Here is a 25,560-nt window from a genome sequence, read left to right as displayed (position 1 = left end):
CTTGGCAGGTCAGCGTGTTGCCAGAGACCCGTTCTCGGGACACTCGGTGGTTCACGGAGCCGGGCCCGTTCGCCCGCGGGGGGTGTCCCCCTCCCGGCTGGCTAGCGAGGCGCGGCCCGGCGTTCCCCCGGGCTCCTCCCCCCGAGCCCGTCCCGTCTTCCGACGCGGGCGTTCTCGCGAGGAGAGAACAAGGCGAGCGTATCGCTGGGTTTACGACACCCTTAACCGGGTTCGCCTTATCGGACTCCGGAGGTCAAGATGGGGACACAGGACGACGACACACGGGGGTGTCCGTGCCGGATCAGCAGCCGGGGCCGCCACCTGCTCCGCTCGTGACGGTGGAGGCGGTGGGCCGCAAGTGCCCGATCCCGATCATCTGGTTGGCCCAGCGACTGCACGAGGTCCCCATCGGGGGCCTGATCGCGGTCACCGCCGACGATCCCGCGGCGAGGGCGGACATCCCCGCCTGGTGCCGGATGAAGATGCACGAGTTCGTCGCGGAGGAGCAGCTGACGCGGGGTAGTGCTTTTCACATCCGCAGGATGTACTGAGCCGAAACGCCGGCCCTGAAGGGGCCCTGAAAGGGGCGTCGGGGTTTTCGGCCCCGGGCTCATAACGATTTGTCTACATCCGGATCCCGAAGGCGGGAACGCGCGGAACGGGGCAGGGGCCGCGCGGACGTGGTCCGCACGGCCCCTGTCACCGCCTTCCGGGCACGGGGGCACCCGGGGGGAGAGCCCTAGCGGGCGTAGTACTCGACGACGAGCTGCTCGTCGAAGGGCACCGGGATCTGCTCGCGCCGGGGACGGTCGACGACCGCGACACGCAGGTCCTTGTGGCTCACCGCGAGGTAACCGGCGATCTTGTCGTCGGCGTGGACGCCCTCGGCGGCCTCGACGAACGGCACCATGTTGCGGGACTTCTCCCGCACCGCGATGATCTGGCCCGGCTTGACCTGGTACGACGGGATGTCGACCTTCTTGCCGTCCACGGTGATGTGGCCGTGGTTGATGAACTGGCGAGCGGCGTAGATCGAGGCGGCCAGGCCGGCGCGCAGGACGACCGTGGCCAGACGCAGCTCCAGCTCGACGAGCATCTCCTCGCCGGTACGGGCGGCGCGCTTCTTGGCGTTCTCGTAGACCCGGAGAAGCTGCTTCTCGGACAGGTCGTAGTACCAGCGCACCTTCTGCTTCTCGGCCTGGCGGACCGCGTAGTCGCTGCTGTTGCGGCGGACGCGGCGGCCGTGCTCGCCGGGCGGGTAGGGACGCTTCTCGAAGTAGCTGACCGCCTTACGGGTCAGCGGCATTCCGGCGCGCCGCGACAACCGCACCTTGGGTCCGGTGTAGCGCATGCAATGTCCTTTCAGGGTGGTACGGGGAATCCCAGGTAAGGCTGGCCTAGATCTGGGAGGCGTGCGGGCACGCCCGGGCTCCCCGCGAGATGCGGGCGGGAGCGGGTTCCCCACCGTCGCGGCGACCCCTCGCCGACGGTTCGGGCTGGAACGAACCGGCACGCGTTTCGACGCACCGGCCGGTACGGGCCCCGTCGGCGGACCGGCAGGGCACTCGTACTGGACGCGGCCCCCGTACATGTCGTGCCGGGGCCGCGCGGGTCGCGACTTACCACTCTACGCGGTCCGGGACACCGCCCGGGACCGCTGCGGGCCGGTATCGGCCCCGGGATTCACAGGAAGGGACGGACCTCGGCAGCGGCTGCGGCCCCGTAGGACCTCTCCAGGCGGTCCACCAGGGAGTCCGCGCTCAGCGTGTACTCCTGCGGACCGTCGGCCTCGAGGCAGTGCACGGCGGTGGCGTTGCCGACCTGCGCCGCGCGCTCCAGGGACAGCCCCCAGGAATGGGCGGCCAGGAATCCGGCCCGGAAGGCGTCCCCCATCCCGGTGGGGTCGACCGGTTCGCCGACCGCGGCCGCGGGGACGTGGATGCTCGGCTCGCCCTTGCGGTCGATCCGGACGCCCTTGGCACCGAGCGTGGTGACACGGGTGCCGACCCGTTCCAGGATGTCGGCCTCGGACCAGCCGGTCTTCTGCTCGGCCAGTGCCTTCTCGTACTCGTTGGCGAAGAGGAGGTCGGCACCCTCGACGAGCGAGCGGACCTCGGGGCCCTCCATCCGGGCGAGCTGCTGGGAGGGATCGGCGGCGAAGCGGATACCGCGGGTGCGGCACTCCTCGCTGTGGCGGACCATCGCAGCGGGGTCGTCCGCGCCGATGAGCACCAGGTCGAGGCCCCCGAGCCGGTCCGCGATGGGCTGGAGCTCGATGTTGCGGGCCTCGGCCATGGCACCGGCGTAGAAGGACGCGATCTGGTTCTGGTCGCGGTCGGTGGTGCAGATGAACCGGGCGGTGTGGCGCAGTTCGGAGATGTACACGTGGGAGGTGTCGACACCGTGGCGGTCCAGCCAGGACCGGTAGTCCTCGAAGTCGGCACCGGCCGCGCCCACGAGGACGGGGGAGAGCCCGAAGGCGCCCAGGCCGAAGCAGATGTTGGCCGCGACGCCGCCGCGTCGGACGTCCAGCTCGTCGATGAGGAAGGAGAGGGACAACTGCTGGATCTGCTCGGGGATGATCTGCTCCGCGAACCGCCCGTCGAAGGACATCAGGTGGTCTGTGGCGATGGATCCGGCAACCGCGATACGCACGGGAGGAAGGCTCCTTGGTCAGGACGTGCCGGTCTGGCGACCGGGCGGAGTGCGGGCACACCGGAGCGCGCCCCTGAGGACTGCCTCAGGGTATCCAGTGCTCCCCCGTCCCGGAACGGCCGCGGGGCAGGTGTCGACGGCGGCGGGGGAGGCCGGACCGGGTCCGGCCTCCCCCGCCGGGGCCGTGTCGTCGGACGATCCCTCGGAGATGTCCGGGGATGTCCGCTTCGGGCCGTGTCGTGCCGGTGCTCTCGCCGCATCGGCGGAGCCGATCCCCCGGCGAACGGCCGACCAGGCGTGCCCTCGCACGGCGGAGAGCGCAGCTCGGCCCGGCGGGCTTCGCAAGCTCTCCGAGGCGGCAAGGGTGCGCCTGGCTGCCGTGCAGCCCGGAACGATCCGGAGAACAGGGCCTAGTTGAAGGAGTCGCCGCAGGCGCAGGAGCCGGTGGCGTTGGGGTTGTCGATGGTGAAGCCCTGCTTCTCGATGGTGTCGACGAAGTCGATCGTGGCGCCGACGAGGTAGGGGGAGCTCATCCGGTCGGTGACGACCTGGACGCCACCGAAGTCGCTGACGATGTCGCCGTCGAGCTCGCGCTCGTCGAAGTAGAGCTGGTAACGCAGACCCGAGCAGCCACCGGGCTGCACCGCGACGCGGAGGCGCAGGTCGTCCCGTCCCTCCTGCTCGAGGAGAGCCCGAACCTTGCCGGACGCCTCGTCGGTGAGGATGATCCCGTCGGTGGTCTCGCTCTGAACCGTCATCGTGAAAAGCTCCTCTGAAAAGGGGTTGCGGCTGACCGTGCGGCCCCGGCCCCGCCTGTGGGGACGGACGTCCTCCTGGACGGACAACGCCCGGGACCGGCCCGGCATTCCGCCACCGTGTTCACCATGTCTGCGCGTCCTCGGACACCGGAGGGCCCCGCGGAGCACGATGGTGCGCCTTGTTCCTCCAGGGTAATGTCGCCTGCGCCGCCGCGCCATCTTCGGGGGCGGTGCCTGTGGACACTCCGCGAGGGGACGAACTACCCGGCCGCGAGGGACGTACTCGGCGTTCCGAGGGCGTCCTCAGTTCCTCCAGCGGCGGGCGACGGCGGCGGCGAGGTCGCGCAGCTCCTCCGCGGGGCGGGCCATGGCGGCCTCGACCGATCCGGCGGACTCGGTCAGGGACCAGGTCTCGGTGATGCCCGCGGCGGCCGCCTCGGCCCGGCCGACGGCGACCCTCCCCGCGGTGACGACGCAGGGTACGGCGTGCTCCCCCGCCAGGCGGGCCACCCCGTGGGGGAGCTTGCCGCGCAGGGACTGGTGGTCGAAGGAACCCTCCCCCGTGACGACGAGGTCGGCGCCCGCGAGGCGCTCGGCCAGCCGGACGGCGGACAGGACGCGGCCGACGCCGGACTCGACGGAGGCACCGAGCAGGAGCAGCGCGAACCCGAGGCCGCCCGCCGCGCCCGAGCCCGGCTCCTCGCGCACCGTGCCGCCGGGGTCGGTCCGGTCGGCGAACGCGGCCAGGGCGGCGTCGAGACGCTGCACGAGGTCGGGGTCCGCGCCCTTCTGGGGGCCGAAGACGGCGCTGGCGCCGTGGATGCCGAGGAGCGGGTTGTCGACGTCGGTGGCGGCGACGAGGCGGACCCCCTCCAGGGCCCGGACCGCGGGGGCGAGGTCGACCGTGCCGACGCCGGTCAGTGCCAGGCCACCCGAGGACAGGGGCTCGGCGGGGCCGGCCCCCAGAGCGGCGAGCATTCCGGCCCCGGCATCGTTGGTGGCGCTGCCGCCGAGCCCGAGGACGACCGTGCGCGCGCCGTCGGCCACCGCGAGGGCGAGGAGCTCGCCGACGCCGCGGGTGGTGGTGCGGCCGGGGTCGCGCTCCCGCGCGGGGACCAGGTGCAGGCCGCAGGCCTGGGAGGTCTCGATGTAGGCGGTGTCCCCGTCGAGGAGGTAGGAGGCGCGCACCGGCGCACCGAGGGGGCCGCAGACCTCGGCCTCGCGGATCCGGCCGCCCAGGGCGGTGTGCAGGACCTCGACGAAGCCGGGACCGCCGTCGGACAGGGGCACCAGGTCGGTGCGCGCCTCCGGGTCGGAGCGGAGCCAGCCCTCGGCGACGGCTCGGGCGGCCTCCGCCGCGGTGAGGGTTCCGGCGAACTTGTCGGGGGCGATGACGATGCGCACCGCAACAGTGTGCCATTCCCCGCTCTGGAGGGAAAGGCCGGTCACACCCCGGGGGCGCCGTAAACGGGGAACCAGCGGGAGCGGTCCTTCTCCAGGGGCAGGTCGTCGCCGACGGCGGCCTCCGCGCGGAGTTCGAGCGCGTTGTCCCGGCGCTGCCCCTCCAGCGGCGCGAACGGGTAGAAGGTGCCGCGCTTGTACAGGTAGACCAGGGCGAGCCGGCGCCGTTCGTCACCGAACCCCACCAGGGAGCACAGCAGGGAGGGACCGTACCCGTTGGCCTCCAGGGTGGAGTTGACCGCGTGCAGGGAGGTGACCAGTCCGGTGATGTCGTCGGCGCCCCCGCCGCCCGCGGCCGGCTCGCCGGAGCGCACCACCAGCCACGTGTAGCCGTACTCGTCGGCACGGCGCTCCACCGGCGGCCCGCCGCCGGTGTCGAGCAGAGCGGTGACGTCCTCGGTGAGGTCGCTGAAGGCCGCTCCCTCGGTGGGCCGGAAGGCGACCGAGGCGGTTCCGGTCGGGCGGAGGCCGGTGACGGCTCGCAGGGTGACGGCGGCCGACGGCAGGGCGAACAGGGCGTCGAGGTCGGGTCGGGCGGGCTCGGACCGCCCGAACAGGGCGCGCCAGAAGCTCATGGTCCTCCTCTGCGGCGGATGTCGGTGCTGCGGACGTCAGGCTCCCCTGCCGAGGTGGCGGGAGATCTCGGAGAGCTGCGCCAGACGCTTCTCCACGGGCGGGTGGGTGGCGACGAGCCGGCTGAGGCTGAACCCCTTCGCGAAGGCGGGGGCGAAGAAGAAGGCGTTGAACGGTTCGACCTGGCGCAGGTCGCGGGTGGGGATGCGCGCCATGTCGCCGGTGATCTTGGTCAGGGCGCTGCCCAGGACCGAGGGGCGTCCGGTGAGGTAGGCGGCGGCCCGGTCGGCCGACAGCTCCCGGTAGCGCGACAGCGCCCGGGTGAGCAGGAAGCTCAGTCCCCAGGCGACGGCGCTGACCAGTACGACCAGGAGGGCGACGGCCGCGGGCGCGGGACCGTTGTTGTTGCTACGTGTCATCCCCGAGAAGGCGGCGAAGCGCAGTCCCGCCTGGGTGAGGAAGCCGGCGACGATGCCGAGGAACCCCGCCACGGTCATGACCGTGACGTCGCGGTGGGCGACGTGGGAGAGCTCGTGGGCCAGGACCGCCTCCAGCTCGTCCCCCTCCAGTCTCCGCACGAGCCCGGTCGTGACGCAGACGACGGCGCTCTTGCGGCTGTGGCCGGTGGCGAAGGCGTTGGGGACGTCGGTGTCGGCGACCCCGACGCGCGGCTTGGGCATGTCGGCCAGGGCGCACAGGCGGTCGATCCGGGCGTGCAGGTCGGGCGCCTGCCGGGGAGAGACCTCCTTGGCCCCCATGGCGAACATGGCGATCTTGTCGGAGGAGAGGTAGCTGAGGACCGCGAACCCCGCCACGAGCAGCACGACCAGCCAGACGTTCATCCCGACCGCGACGAGCGCCACGACGAAAGCGGCGTAGACCAGGACCAGGAGGACCATCGTCAGGACCATCCGGCCGGTGAGGCCCCGGTCCGGTCTGAACTTGGAACCCGCCATGTCCCCTCCCCCGTGTTCGGACGTCTCTGCTGTAGTCCTGACCCGGGGGAGGGGATCCGAACCTGAGAGGCGGGGGCCGGGGGTACAGATGCCGGGGCCGCCGCGGCCCGGAGGCCGCGGCGGCCGGCGTACGCACACGGCCCCGCCCGGACGGTTGGGCGGGGCCCCGGTAGCGTCCCTCAGCCGGGGATGAGTCCGTCGTCCTGGAGCATCTCCTTGACTTCCTCCATGCTCGCGTCGGCGTGCGGGAGGATGTACTGGGAGGGCTCGAGGGAGTCGGGCGGCAGCGCCTTGCCGTCCTCGCGGACCTTGTCCAGCAGGTCGTGCAGTGCCGTGCGGAAGGCCTCCTCGTCGCCCGCCTCGATCGCCGCCTCCAGGGCGGCGTCGAAGGAGTTGAGCAGTTCGAGGTCGGCGTCGGTGAGGTCGAGCTGGCCCTCACCCATGATGCGGACGATCACGCGCCCTCCCTGCGGTTGGCGGTGCTGCCGTCACCGCTCTCGATCTGCGGGGCGGCGGAGCCGCTGCCCTGACCGAGCTCCATCTTCATGCGCTCCAGCTCGGCGTCGACACCGCTGGTGCTGGCCATGCGGTCGAGCTCGGCCTGGATGTCGTCGCGGGCGGTGCCCGTGACGTCGTCGAGGGCCCCGGAGGCCAGGAGCTCGTCGACGGCCCCCGCCCGGGCCTGCATCTCGGCGGTCTTGTCCTCGGCCCGCTGTATGGCGAGGCCGACGTCGCCCATCTCCTCGGAGATGCCGGAGAAGGCCTCACTGATCTGCGTCTGCGCCTGGGCCGCGGTGTAGGTGGCCTTGATGGTCTCCTTGCGGGTGCGGAAGGCGTCCACCTTGCTCTGGAGGCGCTGGGCCGCCATGGTGAGCTTCTGCTCCTCGCCCTGGAGGTTGGCGTGCTGCTGGCGCAGGCTGTCGATCTCCTGGGCCAGGCCGGAGCGGCGGGTGAGGGCCTCGCGGGCGAGGTCCTCGCGTCCCTGGGTCAGGGCCGCGCGGCTCTGGTTCTCCAGCTTGGAGGACTGCTGCTCCAGCTGCTGGATCTGCAGTTCGACGCGCTTGCGCGAGGTCGCGACGTCGGCCACACCCCGGCGGACCTTCTGCAGGAGTTCAAGTTGTTTCTGGTACGAGTAGTCGAGTGTCTCCCTGGGGTCCTCGACCGAGTCCAAGGCCTTGTTGGCCTTGGACTTGAAGATCATGGAAAGTCGCTGAAACACGCTCATCGGCGTGGCCGTCCCCTTCTCGGTGCGTACATCGGGCTGTTCCCAGCGGGCGCTTTGCCCAACCCTACGTGCTCTGGCCCGTGGTCGCCATAAACCTGTGAGCGGCTACCCTGTGGGTGTGTTCCGACGTCGCTCCGCTTCCGCAGACACGGATTCGCACGGCGAATCCGCCAGCCCCGAGGCCGCCGAGACCGGCCGGCCCCGGGGGTACACCCCCAAGAAAGGGGTGCCCACTCCCAAACGCAGGGAGGCCGAGACCAACCCGCGCAGGCCGGTGAAGGCTCCGGAGACCCGCAAGGAGGCCTACCAGGCCTACCGGGAACGCCTCGACCGCCAGCGGGGCAGGGGCACGGCCACCTCCAAGGCCCTGCGCGGTGTCCCCCAGGACGAGGCCCGCTACTACCGACCGGCCGACTTCGGTCCGGCGCGGGCGTTCGCCCGGGACTACGTCGACTCCCGGCGTACGGCCAGTGAGTTCTTCCTGCCGTTCTCGATCCTGGTCATCCTGGTGCTCTTCTTCACCCCGCCCGGCGTGCAGTTCGGTGTGGCCTACGGGGTGTGGCCGCTGATGATGCTCACGATCATCGTCGAGGGCGTGTTCACCGGCCGCAAGGTCAAGAGGCTCGCGGTCGAGCGCTTCCCCGACGACGATCTGCTGCGCGGCATCGGCATGTACGCGGCGATGCGCCAGCTGCAGTTCCGCCGCCTGCGGCTGCCCAAGCCCAAGGTCAAGGTGGGGAACCGGCCGGAGCTCGGCGGGCGCTGACGCGGGGCGGGGCCGGCCGCGGTCGGGTGGAAAGCCGCCCCCGCACCGGCCGGGCACCTCCGAACCTGCCCCCTCGGCGCCGGACCGGATTGGTTAGAGTGCTCGCCATGGAATTCCGGCAGCTTGGCAGAAGCGGTCTCACCGTCAGTGAGATCGCCTACGGGAACTGGCTCACCCACGGCTCCCAGATCGAGGAGGACGCGGCCGTCGCCTGCGTACGTGCGGCCCTGGACGAGGGCATCACGACCTTCGACACGGCCGACGCCTACGCCCGCGGCAAGGCGGAGGAGGTGCTCGGCCGCGCGCTGAAGGGCGAGCGCCGCGACGGGCTGGAGATCTTCTCCAAGCTCTTCTGGCCCATGGGCGAGGGCAGGAACGACAGGGGCCTGTCGCGCAAGCACATCATCCGCGGGGTGGAGGACACCCTGCGCCGCCTGGGCACCGACTACCTGGACCTGTACCAGGCCCACCGCTACGACTACGGCGTCCCGCTGGAGGAGACCCTGCGGGCCTTCGACGACCTGGTCCGCCAGGGCAAGGTCCTCTACGTCGGGGTGTCCGAGTGGCGCGCCGAGGAGATCGGCCGGGCCCTGGAGATCGCCGACCAGATGGGCCTGGACCGCATCGTCTCCAACCAGCCGCAGTACAACATGCTCTGGCGGGTCATCGAGTCCGAGGTTGTGCCCCTGTCCGAGCGCGAGGGGCTCGGACAGATCGTGTGGTCGCCCCTGGCTGGCGGCATCCTCACCGGCAAGTACCGGCCGGGCCAGGCCCTGCCCGAGGGGTCGCGGGCCACCGACCCGAACACCAAGCACTTCATCGCCGACAGGGCGGGTGACCAGGAGCTGCTGGAGAAGGTGCAGCGGCTGGAGCCGCTGGCGAAGGAGGCGGGGCTGAACCTGCCCCAGCTGGCGCTCGCCTGGGTCCTGCAGAACGAGAACGTCTCCACCGCCATCATCGGGGCCTCGCGCCCCGAGCAGGTGCGGGACAACGTCAAGGCCGCGGGCGTCCGACTCGACGCGGGCCTGCTCGCCCGGATCGACGAGGTCCTGGGGGACAGCGTGAGCACCGACCCGGCGCTCACCAAGAGCCCGGAGGACATCCGGACCCGCTGACCCGGTGCGCCGTTGCTCCCCGGGCCCGCACGGGCCCGGGGAACCCGGCCCGGGCGCCGGCGCTCAGTCCATGGGCTCCAGGGCCATCGAGTAGACCTCCCGGCCCTCCTCCAGAAGGGCGACGCGTCCCACTCCCCCCTCGGCCAGTTCCTTCCAGTTCTCGCCCAGCCAGCTCTCCGCGTCGCCCCGCGAGGTGAACGACTCGGAGGGGAGCTCCTCTGCCGACGGACCGGCACCGTCGGCCTCGATGTACCGCCAGGTCCACGCCATTGCTCGACCGCCCTTCGTCGCGGATGCCGCGGCGGTGGTCGCCGCGTTCCCGTGCCGAGCTTAGCCAAGGCCCGGTTCGGCATGCGGTTTACTTTGTGCGTGCGTATCCGATTCCCGGGGACCGCGGGCAGCGTGGGCTGGCCCGCCCCGCAGTGCACCTGCGCCTCCTGCAACCTGGCCCAGGCCGACCGCCGCCTTCCCCTGCGCGTGACGGTCGACGACAGCTTCCGCGTCCGCGAGAGCGGTGCGGCCGGGCCGGTGCCCCCCGGTTACACGGTCTCCCCGACCCCGGACGGCCTCCTGGTCGAGAGCCCCGGCGGCGGCCGGCTGCTCCACGCCCGCTCCGGCCCGGCCCCGGAGGATTCCGCGGGGTCCGGTGCCGGCCAGGTGGACATGGTCGTCGTGGACGCCGCCCGCCGCCCCGAGGCCATCGGCGAGCTGCGCCGCTCGGGGGTGATCGGGGTGACCACGGCGGTCGTCGCGGTCGGCGGGGACCACAGCGTCCGCTCCCCCGCCGAGTTCGCCCGCCGGGCCCGCCTGTGGGGTGCGTTCGCCCCGGCCGACGGCCACGTCATGTCGTGTCCGCCCGCGGTCTGGCCCGATGCGCGCCCCCGCGCCCCGCACCGCGTCCTCGTCACCGGCGGGGCCCGCTCCGGCAAGTCGACCGAGGCCGAGCTCCGCCTCCTCGCCGAACCGGAGGTCGTCTACGCCGCCGCCGGCGAGCCCGCCGACCCGGAGAAGGACCCCGAGTGGGCCGAGCGCGTGGCCCGGCACACCGAGCGCCGGCCCCGGTGGTGGCGCACCGAGGAGACCACGGACCTGGCCGGTCTGCTGGGGAGGGAGAGGGGCGCCGTCCTGATCGACTGCCTGGGCACGTGGCTGACCAGGGTGATGGACGAACACGGCGTGTGGGGGGAGTTCCCGCCCCCGGGCGCCGAGGAGCGGGTGGAGTCCGAGGTCCGCGCCCTGCTGGAGGCGTGGCGGACCACGCGGGCCTACGCCGTGGCGGTCACCAACGAGGTGGGCTCGGGCGTGGTGCCCGCGACCCGGGCGGGCCGCCTGTTCCGCGACCACCTGGGTCGGCTGAACCAGTGGATGGCCGCCGGGTCCGAGGAGGTCGTCCTAGTGGCCGCGGGGCGCGTCCTGGACCTGTCATGAGCACCGCCGGGGACGCCGCCGCGGGGGCCCGGATGGCGGTGGGGACCTTCACCGCGGTCCCGGTGCGCGTGGAGCGCGTGGACCGCGCGGTCGCCGGGTGGGCGATGCTGTGGGCGCCCGTGCTGGGCGCGGCGCTCGGTGCCGTGTGCGGGGCCGCGGCCGCGGCGGGGACGCTGCTGGGGCTGCCGTCCGTACTGGCTGCTCTGCTGGGGACCGGGCTCGCGGCCCTGCTCACGCGGGGGCTGCACCTGGACGGGCTGGCCGATCTCGCCGACGGGCTGGGCAGCGGGCGGCCGGCCGAGGGCGCCCTGGAGGTCATGCGCCGGTCCGACATCGGGCCGTTCGGCGTGGTCACCCTGGTCCTGGTGCTGGGCGCCCAGGTGCTGGCGCTGGGCCGGCTGGCGGAGGTCTCCCCCTGGGCCGCCGTGGCCGGCGCCGCCGTGGCGGGTGCGGCGGGACGGCTCGCGGTGCTCCTGGCCTGCACCCCCCGGACCCCTCCTGCCCGGCCGGACGGGCTGGGCGCCCTCGTCGCCGGTACGGTCGGCCCCGCCCGTGCGGCGGCGGCCTGCGCGGGCACGGCCGTCCTGTGCCTCGCCGGTCTGGCGGTCTCCCCTGGGTTCGCCGCGGCGTGCGCGGGTGCGGCCGCCGCCGGGATCCTGGTGGCGGTGCTGCTCCTGCGCCGGGCCGTGCGGCGCCTGGGCGGTGTGACGGGCGACGTCCTGGGAGCGCTGGCGGAGTCGGCCGCGACGGCGGCGCTCGTGGTGGCCGCGGGCGCCTCGGCCTGGGTCTGACCCGGAGCGAGGGGACCGCGCCTCGCCGTGTTTCCGAATGTAGCCAGCATCACATTTCTTCACACGCCGTTTGGTGTCGCCCCCGGTGGAAAGGCGGTCGGCTTCCCACCGGTGGCCTCCCCCGACGGCCAGAGGCCCTCCTGCGCGCGGACGGGCCGGCACCCGCCCCCTGGGACTCCTCGGGCCCCCGCCGGCGCGCTGCGGCACGTCGGGGCCCCGGGGCGCCGACGTGCCGAGCGGAGCGCCGGAGGACTAGCATCAGGGGTGTGAGCACGTCGTTGTCAGTACACACGGAGTCCCCCAGTTCGCTCGACGCCGACGCGGTAGTCGTCGGTTATCACTCCGGAGGCGACGCCCCGGAGCCCGCATCGGGCGCTCATGACGTCGATGCCGCCTTCTCCGGCGGCCTCGCCCGAACCCTGTCGCTCCTGGGAGCGAGCGGCGCAGCGGAGGAGGTGCACACACTTGCCTCCCTGGGAGCCGTTCGGGCCCCCCTCGTCGTCGCGGTCGGTCTCGGCCCGGCACCCGCCGAGGGCCCCGTCGACTCCGACGTCCTGTCCCGCGCGGCCGGAGCCGCGCTGCGCACGCTGGCGTCGCGCCCCGAGGGCGCGGGCCGCGTCGCCCTGGCCCTGCCCTCCGGCACCGCCGAGGAGGCGGGCGCCGTCGCGATCGGCGCACGCCTGGGCGCCTACGCCTTCGACCGGTACCGCACCGGCGAGCAGGCCCGGAAGAAGGCCGAGAGCGGCGACACGCAGCTGCTCCTCGTCAGCTCGGCCCCGGAGGCCGAGAAGGCGGCCGAGCGCGCCGCCGTCCTCGCCGACGCGGTCTGCCTCGCCCGCGACCTGGTCAACACCGCGCCCTCCGACCTGGTCCCCGAGGACCTGGCCGCCGCGGCGCAGGAGGTCGCCGAGCGCACCGGTCTGGAGATCGAGGTCCTCGACGAGCAGGCCCTCTCCGAGGGCGGCTACGGAGGCCTGACGGGGGTCGGGCAGGGGTCCGCCAACCCGCCGCGCCTGGTCCGCCTGTCCCACAGCCACCCCGAGGCCACCCGGACGGTCGCCTTCGTCGGCAAGGGCATCACCTTCGACTCCGGCGGCCTGTCCCTCAAGCCCGCGGGCTCGATGGACTGGATGAAGTCCGACATGGCCGGCGCCGCCTCCGTGCTCGCCGCCATGGGCGCCATCGCCACCCTGGGCGTCAAGGTCAACGCCGTCGGCTACCTGGCCGTGGCCGAGAACATGCCCAGCGGCACCGCCCAGCGTCCCTCCGACGTCCTGACCGTCTACGGCGGAAAGACCGTCGAGGTGCTCAACACCGACGCCGAGGGCCGCCTGGTCATGGCCGACGCCCTGGTCCGGGCCCAGGAGGACGCACCGGACCTGGTCGTGGACATCGCCACGCTGACGGGCGCCCAGCTCGTCGCACTGGGCACCCGCGTGTTCGCGGTCATGGCCAACGACGACGCGGTGCGCGACGAGGTCGTGGCCGCGGCCGGTGCCGAGGACGAGGCCGCCTGGCCGATGCCGCTGCCAACCGAGCTGCGCTCGGGTCTCGACTCCTCCGTCGCCGACATCGCCAACGTGGCGGGCGAGCGCTGGGGCGGGATGCTCTCGGCCGGCGTCTTCCTCAAGGAGTTCGTCGGCGAGGACGTCAAGTGGGCGCACCTGGACATCGCGGGCCCGTCCTTCAACCAGGGCGGTCCCCACGGGTACACCCCCAAGGGCGGCACCGGTTCCGGTACACGCACCCTGATCCGCATCGCCGAGGAATACGCGAAGTAGCCTTCGGCCGGGCGGCGCACCTGTCGAGCCGGGGCGCCGCCCTTCGACGGCCGCCGTGGTCCCCCCTCGTGCCGGACCGCGGTACACCACCAGATTTCACCAGCCACACACCAAGGAGTTCGTTCCCGTGAGTGAGAACGGCGGCACCTTCGACCTCGTCGTCCTGGGCGGCGGCAGCGGCGGCTACGCGGCGGCACTGCGCGCCGCGGAGCTCGACATGAGCGTCGTACTGATCGAGAAGGACAAGCTCGGCGGGACCTGCCTGCACCGCGGCTGCATCCCCACCAAGGCCCTCCTGCACTCCGCCGAGGTCGCCGACTCCGCCAAGGAGAGCGAGAACTTCGGTGTCCGCGCCACCTTCGAGGGCATCGACATCGAGGCCGTGCACAAGTACAAGGACAAGGTGGTCAGCGGCCTGCACAAGGGCCTCACCGGTCTGGTCAAGGCGCGCAAGATCACCGTGGTCGAGGGCGAGGGCAAGCTCACCGGCAAGGACGAGGTCACGGTCGGCGACGCGGTCTACAAGGGCCGCAACATCCTGCTCGCCACCGGCTCCAAGCCCAAGACGCTGGGCCTGGAGATCGACGGCGAGAAGGTCATGACCAGTGACCAGGCCCTCGGCCTGGACCGCGTCCCCGAGTCGGTCATCGTCCTGGGCGGCGGCGTCATCGGCGTGGAGTTCGCCAGTGTGTGGCGCTCCTACGGCGCGGAGGTCACCATCGTCGAGGCCCTCAAGCACCTCGTCCCGGTGGAGGAGGAGTCGAGCTCCAAGCTGCTCGAGCGCGCCTTCCGCAAGCGCGGCATCAAGTACGAGCTGGGCACCCCCTTCGAGTCGGTCAAGACCACCGACTCGGGCGTCACCGTCACCCTCGAGGGCGGCAAGACCCTGGAGGCCGAGGTCCTCCTGGTGGCCATCGGCCGCGGCCCGGTCTCCGAGGGCCTGGGCTACGAGGAGCAGGGCATCACCCTCGACCGCGGCTTCGTCCAGGTCGACGAGAACCTGCACACCGGTGTCGGCAGCATCTACGCGGTCGGCGACCTCATCCCCACCCTGCAGCTGGCGCACGTCGGCTTCGCCGAGGGCATCTTCGTCGCCGAGCACATCGCCGGGCTCAACCCGCCCGCGATCGACTACGACGGCGTTCCCCGCGTCACCTACTGCGAGCCCGAGGTCGCCTCCGTGGGCCTGACCACCAAGGCCGCCAAGGAGCGCGGTCTCGAGGTCGTGGAGATGAACTACAACCTCGCGGGCAACGGCAAGAGCCAGATCCTGCAGACGCAGGGTGCGGTCAAGGTCATCGCCGAGAAGGACGGCCCCGTCCTCGGTGTCCACATGGTCGGCAGCCGGGTCGGCGAGCTCATCGCCGAGGGCCAGCTGATCTACAACTGGGAGGCCCTGCCCTCGGAGGTCGCCCAGCTCATCCACCCGCACCCGAGCCAGTCCGAGGCTCTGGGCGAGGCCCACCTCGCCCTGGCGGGCAAGCCGCTCCACGTCCACGACTGACCTTGCCGGGGGGCGGGCCCGCGCCCGCCCCCCCGTCCCATCCGCGCTGCCCATCAAGGGGTTGGGCAGAACACCGCGCCCAGATCCAACGAGGAACCCATGCCGACATCCGTTTCCATGCCCGCCCTGGGTGAGAGCGTCACCGAGGGCACCGTCACCCAGTGGCTGAAGAACGTGGGCGACACCGTCGAGGTCGACGAGCCACTCCTCGAGGTCTCCACCGACAAGGTGGACACCGAGATCCCGTCCCCCGTCGCCGGCGTGCTCACCGAGATCCTCGTCCAGGAGGACGAGACCGTGGAGATCGGCGCGGAGATCGCCATCATCGGCTCGGAGGGCGACGACGCGCCCGCCGCCGAGGAGCCCGGAGAGGCCGTCGCGGAGGAGCCCGAGGAGGAACCCGCGGAGGCCGCCGCCGAGGAACCCGAGGAGGAGCCCGAGCCCGAGCCGCGCTCCGACTCCGGTCAGGCCGCCCGGGCCGAGGAAGGCCCGACCACGTCGGTGACCATGCCCGCCCTGGGTGAGAGCGTCACCGAGGGCACCGTCACCCAGTGGCTGAAGAACGTGGGCGACACCGTCGAGGTCGACGAGCCACTCCTCGAGGTCTCCACCGACAAGGTGGACACCGAGATCCCGTCCCCCGTCGCCGGCGTGCTCACCGAGATCCTCGTCCAGGAGGACGAGACCGTGGAGATCGGCGCGGAGATCGCCGTCATCGGAGGCACCGGCGGCGAACCGCCCGCCGCCTCCGAGGCCGCCGCTCCGGCCGAGGCCGAGCCCTCGGCCCGTCCCAAGGGCGCGCGCGAGGAGCACCCCGAGCCGCAGGGCGAGGAGCCCGAGCCGACCCGCGGCGACGAGAGCGGTGACAGCCGGGACAGCGATGACAGCGGGGACGAGGGACCCTCCGTCGACATCGAGACCCTCAGCGGTACCGGCCGCGCCTCCGGCACCGACGCCGGGACCGAGGGCTACGTGACCCCGCTGGTGCGCAAGCTCGCCGCCGAGCACCGCGTCGACCTCGGACAGGTCCGGGGCTCGGGCGTGGGCGGCCGCATCCGCAAGCAGGACGTGCTCAAGGCCGCCGAGGAGCAGAAGGCCGCCGCCGCACGCTCCTCCGCACCGGCCGCGCCGTCCTCCGCTCCGCGCAAGGCCGCCTCCGACACCGCTCTGCGCGGCCGTACCGAGAAGATCACCCGCCTGCGCCGCTACATCGCCGACAGCATGGTGGAGTCGCTCCAGGTCTCGGCCACGACCACGCAGGTCGTGGAGGTGGACGTCACCAAGATCGCCCGCCTGCGCGAGCAGGTGATCGAGCGCGACGGCTCGGCCCCCGACTTCTTCGCCTTCTTCGCCCTGGCCACCGTCGAGGCGCTGCGGGTCCACCCCAAGCTCAACGCGGCGATCGACATGGACAAGGAGGAGATCACCTACCACGACACGGAGAACCTGGGCGTGTCGGTGGACACCGAGCGCGGTCTCCTCGTCCCCGTGGTCCAGGACGCGGGCAAGCTCAACATGACGGGACTGGCCGAGGCCATCGCGGACCTGACCGAGCGGGCCCACACCGGCCGCCTGGGCCCCGACGAGCTGGGCGGCGGCACGTTCACCATCGCCGAGACCGGCGGCAACGGCGCCCTGTTCGGCACGCCGATCATCACCCAGCCGCAGGTGGCCATCCTGGGCACCGGCGCGGTCGTCAAGCGCCCCGTCGTGGTCGAGGCCATGGGCGGGGAGGTCATCGCGGTGCGCTCGATGGTGTACCTGTCCCTGGCCCACGACCACCGCCTGATCGACAACGCCGACGCCGGCCGCTTCCTGCAGACGGTGAAGGAGCGCCTGGAGGAGGGCGCCTTCGAGGACGCGCTGGGTCTGGGCTGACCCTGCGGATTCCGGGGGCCGGGCGGTACGCCCGGCCCCTTTCCTTTTCCGGAAGGGCTTTCGTCCGTCCCTGATTTGACCTCAAGCACTGTTGAGGTCCTAGCGTTGGGCTGTCACCCGTAGAGCACAAGGACCCCTACATGCACAACCTTCGGATCGCGGTGATCCTGGGCAACAACCGCAACGGAAGCACGGGCCCCGCTGTCGCCCGCTGGTTCCTCGGCCTGGCGCACCGGCGCAAGGACATGGAGATCGACGTCCTGGACGTCTCGGAGCTGTTCACCGACGACCTGTACGGCCACGGGCACGGAGCCCCTCTGGCCGCCTTCGGGCCGAGGGTGGCCGCCGCCGACGGGTTCGTGGTGCTCACCCCCGAGTACAACCACGGGTACCCCGGACCGCTGAAGAGCGCGATCGACTCCGCCCGCAGGGAGTGGTTCGCCAAGGCGGTGGGCTTCGTCTCCTACGGGGGGATGTCGGGCGGCCTCCGGGCGATCGAGCAGTTGCGCCTGGTCTTCTCGGAGCTGCACACGACGACGGTGCGCGACACGGTGAGCCTGCACAACGCGTCGCGGATGTTCGGGCCCGACGGCCTCCCCGCCCGGGACCTGTCGGGGGAGCAGGGCGCGGTGGAACTGCTGCTGGACCAGGTGGCGTGGTGGTCCCTGGCCCTGCGGGAGGCCCGCCGGGAGCGGCCCTACCCGTTCTGAGCCGCTTCTGGGGAGCAGCGCGCGGGGACAGCGGGGGCCGGGGAGCGGAAGGCTTCTGGTAATGTCACCCAACTGTGACGAGTGAAGCGGATCCCGGCGCGGGAGGTGGACGGGACGGCGCCTGAGGGCACCGCCCCGTCTTTCTACCCCACCAATCACCATCCCCTGATGATCCCCATCATCAAAGGTCTTCGGGAGAGGCGCGCGGCAGCCGGCCCGACTGCGCGCGTCGCCCACAGCATCTCCGCGTTCACGCGGAGTTCCATGTCCCACATTCAAGGTAGAAGACCGTGGGCTCCTCCCGCAGAGCTTTTGACGAAAAACCCGAAGAAAAAAGTCCGGCCGGCCTGCCGCTCCCCCGACCCCGGGCCGGAAGGGCGTGCACAACGGTGCCGCTCGCCGACGTGTGCCGCTCTCTTCGGGGTAGACCCAGAGGCATGAGAGTGGCGATCACCGGGGCCTCGGGGCTTGTCGGCCGCGCGCTGGAGGAGTCCCTGCTGGGCGACGGGCACACCGTCGTGCGCATGGTGCGCCACGCCCCCCGGCCGGTGTACCGGTCGAACCTGGAGGAGGCCGAGTGGCGTCCCGAGCAGGGGCGCGTGGACACCGTCGCGCTGCACGAGGCCGACGCCGTGGTGCATCTGGCCGGAGCTCCCGTCGGCTCGTTCCTGTGGACCCGGCACAGGCGATCCCTCATCCGGCGCAGCCGGGTGCGGGGCACCCGCACCCTGGTGCAGGCCCTCCTCGGCATGTCCTCCCCGCCGCCGCGGCTGCTCACCGCGTCGGGGATGCACTTCTACGGCAACACCGGTGGAAGCCCGGCCACGGAGGACAGCCCTCCGGGCAGCGGCTTCCTGGCCGAGGTCTGCCAGGCCTGGGAGGAGGCCGCCGCCCCGGCCCGCGAGGCGGGGCTGTCGGTGGCGCACATGCGCACCGCCGTGGTGCTGGACCGCTCGGGCGGCTACCTGCGCACGGTCCTGCCGCTGTACCAGGCGGGTCTGGGCGGGCGACTGGGCTCGGGCCGGCAGTACATGAGCTGGATCGCCATGCAGGACATGGTGGGAGCGGTCCGCTTCCTCCTGGAGCGGCCGGACGTCACCGGACCGGTGAACATGTGCGCGCCCGAGCCGGTGAGCAACGCCGCCTTCACCGAGGCCCTGGGGCGGGTGCTGGAGCGCCCGACCCTGCTTCCGGTCCCGGCGACGGCGCTGCGGGCCACACTGGGCGACTTCGCCGAGGAGATGGCCCTGACGGACCTGAGGGGAACGCCCGAACGCCTGACACAGGCCGGCTATTCCTTCTCCTTGCCCACGATCGAACGTGCGCTTTCCGACATACTGGTCAGACCGGGCTCTCGCACCGGGGCGTAAGGTGGACGTGTGAGTGATCTCGTTTACGCATGGCTGGGCGACACTCCCGTCCCGTACCACCAGGGCTGGGATCTCCAGAAACGGCTCCACGAGCGCCGCGTCGCCGACGAGGTGGCCGACACCGTCCTGCTGCTGGAGCACGAGCCCGTGTACACGGCCGGCAAGCGCACCGGGAGATGGGATCGTCCCATCACCGACCCCGGTGCTCCCGTGGTGGACATCGACCGCGGCGGCAAGATCACCTGGCACGGTCCAGGACAGCTCACCGTGTACCCCATCGTGCGCCTGCCCGACCCGGTGGACGTGATCGCCTACGTCAGGATGCTGGAGGAGTCCGTTCTCCGCACCATCGCCGAGTACGGTCTCAGCGGCAGACGCGTCGAGGGGCGCACCGGGGTCTGGCTGGACGCCGACCCCGACCGCGGCCTGGCCGAACGCAAGATCGCGGCGATCGGCTGCCGCATCGCCCGCGGTGTCGGTATGCACGGCCTCGCGCTGAACTGCGACAACGACCTGTCGTGGTTCGACCGGATCGTCCCGTGCGGCATCTCCGACGCCGGGGTCACCTCTCTCACCGCCGAACTGGGGAAGGACGTCACGGTCGCCGAGGTGCGGCCGCTGATGGAACGCCACCTGGCGGACCTCCTCGGAGCGGCGGCGTACAGCCACACCGACGGTGCCGAACTGCTCTCCGGCGCCACCGCCCGTGGATGACACACCACACGAGCCAGTCCCGCAGGGCCGACAGCTCCCCCACGAGGGGCGCGGTGACCCGCAGCGCGGGAAGCAGAAGGGAACGGGTTCACGTTGACCATCGCTCCTGAGGGACGCAAGCTGCTGCGCGTGGAGGCGCGCAACAGCGAGACCCCTATCGAGAAGAAGCCGCCGTGGATCAAGATCAAGGCGCACATGGGGCCCGAGTACACGGAACTGCGCTCCCTGGTCAAGAGCGAGGGCCTGCACACGGTGTGCCAGGAGGCAGGCTGCCCCAACATCTACGAGTGCTGGGAGGACCGCGAGGCCACCTTCCTCATCGGCGGTGACCAGTGCACCCGCCGTTGCGACTTCTGCCAGATCGCCACGGGCAAGCCCACCGCCCTGGACCGCATGGAGCCGACCAAGGTCGCCAGGTCCGTGCAGACCATGGGACTGCGCTACGCCACGATCACCGGTGTGGCCCGCGACGACCTCGAGGACGGCGGTGCCTGGCTGTACGCCGAGACGGTCCGCAAGATCCACGAGCTCAACCCCGACACGGGCGTCGAACTGCTCATCCCCGACTTCAACGCCGAGCCCGACCAGCTGGCCGAGGTCTTCGGATCGCGTCCCGAGGTCCTGGCGCACAACGTGGAGACGGTCCCCAGGATCTTCAAGCGCATCCGCCCGGGCTTCCGCTACGAGCGCTCCCTCGACGTCATCACGAAGGCACGCGAGGACGGCCTGGTCACCAAGTCGAACCTGATCCTGGGCATGGGCGAGACCCGTGAGGAGATCAGCGAGGCGATGCGCGACCTCCACGAGGCCGGGTGCGACCTGCTGACCATCACCCAGTACCTGCGCCCCTCCAAGCTGCACCACCCGATCGACCGGTGGGTCAAGCCCCAGGAGTTCGCGGAGCTGGGCGAGGAGGCCGAGGAGATCGGCTTCGCCGGGGTCATGTCGGGGCCGCTGGTGCGCTCCTCCTACCGGGCGGGGCGCCTGTACAAGCAGGCGCGGGCCAAGCGTGACGCGGAGGCCGCCGCGGTGTCCGAGTAGGACAAAGAGGCCTTGCGCCCCAAGTCGTGACCAAGCTGGAACGGTGGCCCGCGGGCCACCGTTCCGTACACCCCGGCCAGGACACATATCCTGTTTCAGAGGCGCCCAGATCATGGCGTTCGGAAGGCGCCGCACGAGGTCGACCGCGAAGAGGAGGCAAGGCAGCCCCGGGATTGTCCCCGCCGGCCCCGGCCGGCGTGCGCTGCCTGAGAGCACGATGGCGAAACAGCCCAAGGGTTCAGAGAGCACAGCCGCGAAGGGCGCGAAGGGGACCAAGGAGCCAGGCCGCCTCAAGCAGATCGGCATGGTCGCCAAGATCGTCCACCGGCAGAGCCCGCGCAGCATTCCGCTCGCCGTCGCGGTCGCGGTGGTCATCCTCGCCGTCTTCGTCGCGATCGGCATCTGGACGGGATCGTGGATCCTGTGGCCGCTGACCGGTCTGCCGATCGCCTTCCTGGTGGGCTTCATCATCTTCACCCGCTCGGCCCAGCGCGTGCAGTACTCGATACTCGACGGCCAGCTCGGCGCGGGCGCGGCGGTGCTGGACAACATGCGCGGCAACTGGACGGTGGAGTTCGCCGTGACCGCCAACAAGCAGCAGGACGTGGTCCACCGCGTGGTGGGCCGTCCGGGCGTGGTCCTGGTGGGAGAGGGGGACCCGGGCCGCCTCAAGCCGCTGATCGCCGGTGAGAAGAAGCGCGTGGCGCGCGTGGCCTACGACACCCCCATCTACGACTTCAAGGTCGGCAACGGCGAGGACCAGATCCCGCTGTCCAAGCTCCAGCGCACGCTGCTCAAGCTGCCGCGCAACCTGGACAAGCAGGGCGCCTCCGACCTGGTCTACCGGCTCAAGGCCCTGCCCTCGCGGATGCAGATGCCCAAGGGCCCCCTGCCCAAGAACGCCAAGCTCCCGCGCGGCATGCGCGGCCAGATGGGCGGCTGACCGGCTCCCGGCCTCGGACGAGAGGGGGAGCCGCACCGGACCGGTGCGGCTCCCCCTTTTCTGCGTCGTGTGCGGGTTCCGCGTGGTGTGCGGGGCCGCACCTGCGGCATCAGCAGGTGTTCTCCCCCGAGGTGTCGGCCGCGGTGGTGGCGCCCAGCTCCTCCAGGGTGCCGCCCCCGCCGTCCGAGCCGTCGGAGGAGCCGATGCCCTGCCAGTCGGCGCCCATCACCAGTTCCAGGCTCTCGCCGAGGTCGGCCGCCTCCTCCACCTGCGCCCCGCCGACCAGTGCGCCGGCCACCAGCCGCGCGGAGGCCTCCTGCCCGGGGCCGTGGTAGACGGTGGTCAGCTCGGGTGCCCGCACCTCAGGGTTGCCGGTCCCGACCACGTCGAACCCCTCTGCGGTCAGGAGGGGCTCCACCTGGGCGGCCAGGCCGGTCGTGCCGTTGTTGTTGAGGAGCCGGAGCGACACGTCGGAGGGCTCGACGGCCTCCTCGCCCTCCTCGTCCTTCCCGCTCTCCTCCTCGGGGAGGACCTCGCCGGCGGCGACCGCGGCGAACAGCTCCTGCGCCCGGTCCTGGACGAGCTCCACCTTCCCCTCGTACAGGGCGGGGTCGGCGTCCACGACGGGGACCGTCACCATGTTCACCCGGTCCAGGTCCACCTCCCGCATCGCGATGACCAGCTCGGCCATCGCGTCCATGGTGAATCCGCTGTCGGCGACCAGGCTGTCGTTGACCGAGCCCAGGAAGTCGTAGACGGCGGTGGGGCTGGACAGGAGCTCGCCGCCGGTGACCTCGCCCAGGATCAGGCCGAGCATCTCTTGCTGGCGCCTGATCCGCTCCAGGTCGCTGCCGAGCTCGGTGGTGTCGCGCGAGCGCGCCAGGGCCAGCGCCTGCTCGCCGTCGAGGACCTGCTGTCCGGCGGGCAGGTCGAGGTGCGCCTTGGGGTCCACCATCGGCTCGGGGATGCACATCTCGATGCCGCCGACGGAGTCGACGATGTGCTGGAACCCCGCGAAGTCGACCAGCACCATGTGGTCCAGGCGGACGTCGGTGACGTCCTCCACGGTCTTGGCCTGGCAGTCCATGCCGCCGTGGACCATCGCGTGGTTGAGCTGGTCGAAGGTCCCCGGGGTCCCCGGGGCCTCCCCCGCAGGGTCGCACGGGGGGATCTGGACCATGAGGTCGCGCGGCAGGTTGACCATGGTCACACCGCTCCTGTCCACGTCGACGCTCGCCAGGACGATGACGTCGGGCCGGATGCCGTTGGCCGCGCTGTACCCGGCCTCGTCGCCGGACCGCTCGTCGGTGGCCATCAGCAGGATGTTGTGGATCCCCTCGACCTTGTCGGGCCGGTTCCCCCAGGCGTCGGTGTCGACCTCCTCGGTCTGCACCGCCAGCACGTCCCGGTATCCGGCGTAGGCGGTCAGGCCGGCGGCGATCACGGCCGCGGTGACGCCGCACGCGGACCACTGGCCCAGCGTCATCAGCGGAGCGGGCTTCGGTTTTCTGCGAGCCAAGGAAGGCACCTGCGATCCGTTTCCGGGGTTTGGGGGCACATCCGGCGGGGGAAGGGGCGTTCTGCCCGGCACCCGGACGCGACTGCCCGGATGCTACCGGAACCGTACGTTCCGTGCCAGATTTCGGCAGCATCCGGGCAAGGAAGCGCTCCGACCGAATTCCTCGGTCAGCAGACGCTCTCCTCCTCCTCGGCGGCGGTGATCCCGCCCAGGTCCTCCGTGACGGAGAGGTCGGGCTCGGCGGAGCCGCCCTTGAAGCCGTTCCAGTCGTTTCCGATGACCAGCTCCAGGGTCTGCGGCAGGTCCGCCACCTCCTCGACGGCGGCCGGGCCGTCCAGCGAGGCAGCGAGCGCCTCGGCCGCGGCCGCCTGCCCCGGGGCGTGGTAGACGGTCGTCGACTCGGGGAACCGCACGGTGGGGTTGCCCTGGCCGGCGATCAGGTAGCCCTCTCCCTGCATGTAGAGGGCCACCTCGTTGGCCAGACCCTGGACGGTGGTGCCGTTGAGCACCATGACGGAGACCTCCGAGGGGTCCGGCGCGTCCTCCGCGGCGGGCTCCTCCTCCTTCTCCTCCTTCTCGTCGGTCAGGTCCGCGCCGGAGTTGATCGCCTGGAACAGTTCGGAGGCGGCGGGCTGGCTCAGGGCGAGGCGGTTGCGGTCCTCCGGGTGCTGCCCGTTGGGGACGGTGACGAACTGGATGCGGTTCAGGTCGACCTCGCGCATGGAGATGGCCATGTCGGTCATCGTGTCGATGGTGAAGTCGTTGTCGGTGGTGACCGAATCCGTGACCGCGAGCAGGAAGTTGGTGATGGTCAGCGGGCTGGTCATGACCTCACTGCTGAGCACCTGGCGCAGCATGGCGCCCATGAACTGCTGCTGGCGGCCGATGCGGGACAGGTCGCTGCCGTCGCCCTGCCCGTAGCGGGAGCGCACGAAGCCCAGCGACTGCTCGCCGTCGAGGGTCTGCTGCCCGGCGGACAGGGTCAGGTGCGCCTTGGGGTCGTCGATGGGCTCGGGGATGCACATGTCGACGCCGCCGATGGCGTCGACCATGTCCTTGAACCCGCCGAAGTCCATCATCACGAAGTGGTCCAGGTGCACACCGGTGACCTGCTCGACCGTCTGCCACTGGCAGCCGACGCCGCCGAAGGTCATCGCCGAGTTGATCATGCCGCTGTGCGCGCCCATCCCCTCGTAGCCCTCGACCGCCTCGCAGGCGGGCAGGTCCACGACCAGGTCGCGCGGCAGGTTCACCAGGGTGGCGGCGCCCTTGTCGACGTTGATGCTGGCGATCAGCATCATGTCCGGGCGCGCGCCTTCGGCCTCGCCATAGTCGGCGTTCTCACCCGAGCGCACGTCGGAGCCGATGACCAGGAGGTTCATCACGCCCTCGACGCTGGTGGGCCGGTCCCACTGGTCGGTGTCGACCTGGGCCGTCGTGATGTTGCCGACGATGCCCTGGTACCACCAGTAGCCGCCCAGACTCGCGATGATCGACAGCGCGGTGGCCGCGCAGGCCACCCACTGCCCCGGTGACATCCTCATGGCGTCGAGGACGCCTGCGGGACGGGGAGCGGAGCGTTTTCCAGCCATGCGAACCTTCGGAGGGTGGGGTACTGGGGTACCGGAGGAGGGGAGGCACGCGGTCGGGGGCCGCGCGGAGGGCGGCCGCCGTGTTTCCTGGTCGTGCGATGAACGGATGCTAACAGCCGCCCGGGGAACACGCGTACGCGCGGGCGGGGGGTCCCTCAGTAGCGGGTGACCACGGTTCCGGCGGCGCGGTCGTGCAGGCCGCGGGTGTCCCGGTCGTAGATGACGGCGGGAACGAACAGGCACAGCAGCAGGGTGCGCACGGCCATGGAGACGAACCAGGGCCAGGAGCGCTCGCCGGTGGCGGTGATGCCGACGCCCACCAGGCGGCGGCCGACCGACGTGCCGAACAGGGTGAGCAGGAGGATGTTCATCACGGCGAAGATCACCAGGGCGGTGTTGCTGATCAGCGAGACCACCTCCTGCTCCTCGGTGACGCCGCTCCCGACCAGGCCGAGGCCGTGGGCGGCCCAGGCCAGGGCCAGGGCCAGGAACCAGTCGAGGACCAGTCCGGCGACCCTGCGGAAGACACCGGGGACCGAACCCGGACCGCTCTCGGGCAGGCCGAGCCGGTTGCCCCGGTAGCGGAAGTCGTCGTCGGCCGCGGTCGCGGCCCCGCTCGTGTCGCTCATGCCTTCCACGTTATCCACCCCGGCAGCGGAACCGGTTCCGGGCGGCCCGCAAGCGGGAGACCGGGGCGACACCCTCTCGTGTCCTGGGCCACAGAAGGTGCGTGGGAAGTGTCCCGTTTATCCCAGAACGCGAGTGAAACAGCACGTCGGA

25 protein-coding genes are annotated in these 25,560 nt (G+C 71.7%); 13 read left to right on the top strand and 12 right to left on the bottom strand.

Translation table 11 applies throughout. From position 1 onward, the window contains the following. The first annotated feature begins 293 nt into the window (after positions 1-293). Positions 294-551 (top strand): sulfurtransferase TusA family protein, encoded by a 258-nt coding sequence (locus tag FHS13_RS06160; protein WP_184288823.1) that lies wholly within the window; start codon positions 294-296, stop codon positions 549-551. Between the two features lie 188 nt (positions 552-739). Here the strand turns inward: FHS13_RS06160 and rpsD are convergent, their stop codons facing one another. From rpsD to FHS13_RS06120, 8 genes are all read right to left on the bottom strand, one after another. Next, positions 740-1,351: a 30S ribosomal protein S4 gene (gene rpsD, locus FHS13_RS06155; protein ID WP_184288819.1), complete on the bottom strand. Its 612-nt coding sequence runs from the start codon at positions 1,349-1,351 to the stop codon at positions 740-742. Between the two features lie 332 nt (positions 1,352-1,683). Continuing rightward, a complete protein-coding gene (locus tag FHS13_RS06150; RefSeq protein ID WP_184288803.1) occupies positions 1,684-2,655 on the bottom strand; it encodes a PfkB family carbohydrate kinase in 972 nt (323 codons plus the stop codon). A 410-nt stretch (positions 2,656-3,065) separates the two neighbouring features. Continuing rightward, positions 3,066-3,413 carry a HesB/IscA family protein gene (locus tag FHS13_RS06145; protein ID WP_184288800.1) on the bottom strand — a complete coding sequence of 116 codons (348 nt, stop codon included), beginning with the start codon at positions 3,411-3,413 and terminating at the stop codon, positions 3,066-3,068. Positions 3,414-3,716: 303 nt separating this feature from the next. Further along, positions 3,717-4,817, bottom strand: coding sequence for a glycerate kinase (locus FHS13_RS06140; RefSeq protein ID WP_184288797.1), 1,101 nt, complete (start codon positions 4,815-4,817; stop codon positions 3,717-3,719). A 41-nt stretch (positions 4,818-4,858) separates the two neighbouring features. Continuing rightward, positions 4,859-5,449, bottom strand: coding sequence for a PspA-associated protein PspAB (gene pspAB, locus FHS13_RS06135; RefSeq protein ID WP_184288795.1), 591 nt, complete (start codon positions 5,447-5,449; stop codon positions 4,859-4,861). A gap of 36 nt (positions 5,450-5,485) precedes the next feature. Further along, positions 5,486-6,403, bottom strand: a complete 918-nt coding sequence (htpX, locus tag FHS13_RS06130) for a zinc metalloprotease HtpX (RefSeq protein ID WP_184288792.1) — start codon at positions 6,401-6,403, stop codon at positions 5,486-5,488. Positions 6,404-6,582: 179 nt separating this feature from the next. Continuing rightward, positions 6,583-6,861 carry a PspA-associated protein PspAA gene (pspAA, locus tag FHS13_RS06125; RefSeq protein WP_184288790.1) on the bottom strand — a complete coding sequence of 93 codons (279 nt, stop codon included), beginning with the start codon at positions 6,859-6,861 and terminating at the stop codon, positions 6,583-6,585. Next, positions 6,858-7,628, bottom strand: a complete 771-nt coding sequence (locus tag FHS13_RS06120) for a PspA/IM30 family protein (protein WP_184288788.1) — start codon at positions 7,626-7,628, stop codon at positions 6,858-6,860. The genes pspAA and FHS13_RS06120 overlap by 4 nt, the downstream gene beginning before the upstream one ends. A gap of 97 nt (positions 7,629-7,725) precedes the next feature. Here FHS13_RS06120 and FHS13_RS06115 point away from each other — a divergent pair, with 97 nt between their 5' ends. Both FHS13_RS06115 and FHS13_RS06110 read left to right on the top strand, forming a co-directional pair. Further along, a complete protein-coding gene (locus tag FHS13_RS06115) occupies positions 7,726-8,394 on the top strand; it encodes a DUF3043 domain-containing protein (RefSeq protein ID WP_184288785.1) in 669 nt (222 codons plus the stop codon). Between the two features lie 107 nt (positions 8,395-8,501). After that, positions 8,502-9,509: an aldo/keto reductase family protein gene (locus FHS13_RS06110; protein WP_184288782.1), complete on the top strand. Its 1,008-nt coding sequence runs from the start codon at positions 8,502-8,504 to the stop codon at positions 9,507-9,509. A 63-nt stretch (positions 9,510-9,572) separates the two neighbouring features. On the opposite strand, the gene FHS13_RS06105 is transcribed toward FHS13_RS06110, so the two are convergent. Next, entirely contained in the window at positions 9,573-9,779 is a 207-nt protein-coding gene (locus FHS13_RS06105) for a hypothetical protein (protein WP_184288779.1), read from the bottom strand. 207 nt (positions 9,780-9,986) lie between these two features. On the opposite strand from FHS13_RS06105, the gene FHS13_RS06100 reads away from it, so the two are divergent. The 10 genes from FHS13_RS06100 to FHS13_RS06055 all read left to right on the top strand — a co-directional run bounded on the left by FHS13_RS06100 (position 9,987) and on the right by FHS13_RS06055 (position 21,669). Then, positions 9,987-10,937 carry a bifunctional adenosylcobinamide kinase/adenosylcobinamide-phosphate guanylyltransferase gene (locus FHS13_RS06100; protein ID WP_184289209.1) on the top strand — a complete coding sequence of 317 codons (951 nt, stop codon included), beginning with the start codon at positions 9,987-9,989 and terminating at the stop codon, positions 10,935-10,937. Next, on the top strand, positions 10,934-11,728 hold the full coding sequence (locus FHS13_RS06095; protein ID WP_184288776.1) for an adenosylcobinamide-GDP ribazoletransferase: 795 nt from the start codon (positions 10,934-10,936) through the stop codon (positions 11,726-11,728). Before FHS13_RS06100 ends, FHS13_RS06095 begins: the two co-directional genes overlap by 4 nt. Positions 11,729-11,994: 266 nt before the next feature. After that, positions 11,995-13,509, top strand: a complete 1,515-nt coding sequence (locus FHS13_RS06090; RefSeq protein ID WP_184288773.1) for a leucyl aminopeptidase — start codon at positions 11,995-11,997, stop codon at positions 13,507-13,509. A 127-nt stretch (positions 13,510-13,636) separates the two neighbouring features. Continuing rightward, positions 13,637-15,013: a dihydrolipoyl dehydrogenase gene (lpdA, locus tag FHS13_RS06085; RefSeq protein ID WP_184288770.1), complete on the top strand. Its 1,377-nt coding sequence runs from the start codon at positions 13,637-13,639 to the stop codon at positions 15,011-15,013. 117 nt (positions 15,014-15,130) lie between these two features. After that, positions 15,131-16,891, top strand: a complete 1,761-nt coding sequence (sucB, locus tag FHS13_RS06080) for a 2-oxoglutarate dehydrogenase, E2 component, dihydrolipoamide succinyltransferase (RefSeq protein WP_246404693.1) — start codon at positions 15,131-15,133, stop codon at positions 16,889-16,891. A gap of 140 nt (positions 16,892-17,031) precedes the next feature. Then, positions 17,032-17,601 (top strand): NADPH-dependent FMN reductase, encoded by a 570-nt coding sequence (locus FHS13_RS06075; protein WP_184288764.1) that lies wholly within the window; start codon positions 17,032-17,034, stop codon positions 17,599-17,601. A gap of 437 nt (positions 17,602-18,038) precedes the next feature. Continuing rightward, the gene (locus FHS13_RS06070; RefSeq protein ID WP_184288761.1) at positions 18,039-18,971 is read left to right on the top strand and encodes a TIGR01777 family oxidoreductase; all 933 of its coding nucleotides are present in this window, start codon (positions 18,039-18,041) and stop codon (positions 18,969-18,971) included. A 9-nt stretch (positions 18,972-18,980) separates the two neighbouring features. After that, positions 18,981-19,685 (top strand): lipoyl(octanoyl) transferase LipB, encoded by a 705-nt coding sequence (gene lipB, locus FHS13_RS06065; protein WP_184288758.1) that lies wholly within the window; start codon positions 18,981-18,983, stop codon positions 19,683-19,685. A gap of 93 nt (positions 19,686-19,778) precedes the next feature. Beyond that, the gene (gene lipA / locus FHS13_RS06060) at positions 19,779-20,726 is read left to right on the top strand and encodes a lipoyl synthase (protein ID WP_184288755.1); all 948 of its coding nucleotides are present in this window, start codon (positions 19,779-19,781) and stop codon (positions 20,724-20,726) included. A gap of 217 nt (positions 20,727-20,943) precedes the next feature. Further along, positions 20,944-21,669 (top strand): DUF4191 domain-containing protein, encoded by a 726-nt coding sequence (locus tag FHS13_RS06055; protein WP_184288753.1) that lies wholly within the window; start codon positions 20,944-20,946, stop codon positions 21,667-21,669. 109 nt (positions 21,670-21,778) lie between these two features. Here the strand turns inward: FHS13_RS06055 and FHS13_RS06050 are convergent, their stop codons facing one another. The 3 genes from FHS13_RS06050 to FHS13_RS06040 all read right to left on the bottom strand — a co-directional run bounded on the left by FHS13_RS06050 (position 21,779) and on the right by FHS13_RS06040 (position 25,409). Further along, positions 21,779-23,155, bottom strand: coding sequence for an LCP family protein (locus FHS13_RS06050; protein ID WP_184289206.1), 1,377 nt, complete (start codon positions 23,153-23,155; stop codon positions 21,779-21,781). A 200-nt stretch (positions 23,156-23,355) separates the two neighbouring features. Continuing rightward, positions 23,356-24,780, bottom strand: coding sequence for an LCP family protein (locus tag FHS13_RS06045; protein WP_184288750.1), 1,425 nt, complete (start codon positions 24,778-24,780; stop codon positions 23,356-23,358). Positions 24,781-24,935: 155 nt separating this feature from the next. Then, positions 24,936-25,409 (bottom strand): RDD family protein, encoded by a 474-nt coding sequence (locus tag FHS13_RS06040; protein WP_184288746.1) that lies wholly within the window; start codon positions 25,407-25,409, stop codon positions 24,936-24,938. Positions 25,410-25,560 lie beyond the last annotated feature (151 nt).

Source organism: Nocardiopsis algeriensis, from assembly GCF_014203695.1.
In the GTDB taxonomy this organism is placed as follows: domain Bacteria; phylum Actinomycetota; class Actinomycetes; order Streptosporangiales; family Streptosporangiaceae; genus Nocardiopsis; species Nocardiopsis algeriensis.
The sequence above is the reverse complement of the archived record's forward strand: the minus strand, read 5'-3'. Positions and strand labels throughout refer to the sequence as shown.

Excerpts from the sequence above, each read along its gene's own strand:
- rpsD (WP_184288819.1), bottom strand. The coding sequence starts at position 1,351 with ATGCGCTACACCGGACCCAAGGTGCGGTTGTCGCGGCGCGCCGGAATG.
- FHS13_RS06075 (WP_184288764.1), top strand. The coding sequence starts at position 17,032 with ATGCACAACCTTCGGATCGCGGTGATCCTGGGCAACAACCGCAACGGA.
- FHS13_RS06040 (WP_184288746.1), bottom strand. The coding sequence starts at position 25,409 with ATGAGCGACACGAGCGGGGCCGCGACCGCGGCCGACGACGACTTCCGC.
- FHS13_RS06055 (WP_184288753.1), top strand. The coding sequence starts at position 20,944 with ATGGCGAAACAGCCCAAGGGTTCAGAGAGCACAGCCGCGAAGGGCGCG.
- FHS13_RS06050 (WP_184289206.1), bottom strand. The coding sequence starts at position 23,155 with ATGACGCTGGGCCAGTGGTCCGCGTGCGGCGTCACCGCGGCCGTGATC.
- FHS13_RS06045 (WP_184288750.1), bottom strand. The coding sequence starts at position 24,780 with ATGGCTGGAAAACGCTCCGCTCCCCGTCCCGCAGGCGTCCTCGACGCC.
- FHS13_RS06120 (WP_184288788.1), bottom strand. The coding sequence starts at position 7,628 with ATGAGCGTGTTTCAGCGACTTTCCATGATCTTCAAGTCCAAGGCCAAC.
- htpX (WP_184288792.1), bottom strand. The coding sequence starts at position 6,403 with ATGGCGGGTTCCAAGTTCAGACCGGACCGGGGCCTCACCGGCCGGATG.
- FHS13_RS06105 (WP_184288779.1), bottom strand. The coding sequence starts at position 9,779 with ATGGCGTGGACCTGGCGGTACATCGAGGCCGACGGTGCCGGTCCGTCG.
- FHS13_RS06110 (WP_184288782.1), top strand. The coding sequence starts at position 8,502 with ATGGAATTCCGGCAGCTTGGCAGAAGCGGTCTCACCGTCAGTGAGATC.
- FHS13_RS06145 (WP_184288800.1), bottom strand. The coding sequence starts at position 3,413 with ATGACGGTTCAGAGCGAGACCACCGACGGGATCATCCTCACCGACGAG.
- FHS13_RS06070 (WP_184288761.1), top strand. The coding sequence starts at position 18,039 with ATGAGAGTGGCGATCACCGGGGCCTCGGGGCTTGTCGGCCGCGCGCTG.
- pspAB (WP_184288795.1), bottom strand. The coding sequence starts at position 5,449 with ATGAGCTTCTGGCGCGCCCTGTTCGGGCGGTCCGAGCCCGCCCGACCC.
- sucB (WP_246404693.1), top strand. The coding sequence starts at position 15,131 with ATGCCCGCCCTGGGTGAGAGCGTCACCGAGGGCACCGTCACCCAGTGG.
- FHS13_RS06095 (WP_184288776.1), top strand. The coding sequence starts at position 10,934 with ATGAGCACCGCCGGGGACGCCGCCGCGGGGGCCCGGATGGCGGTGGGG.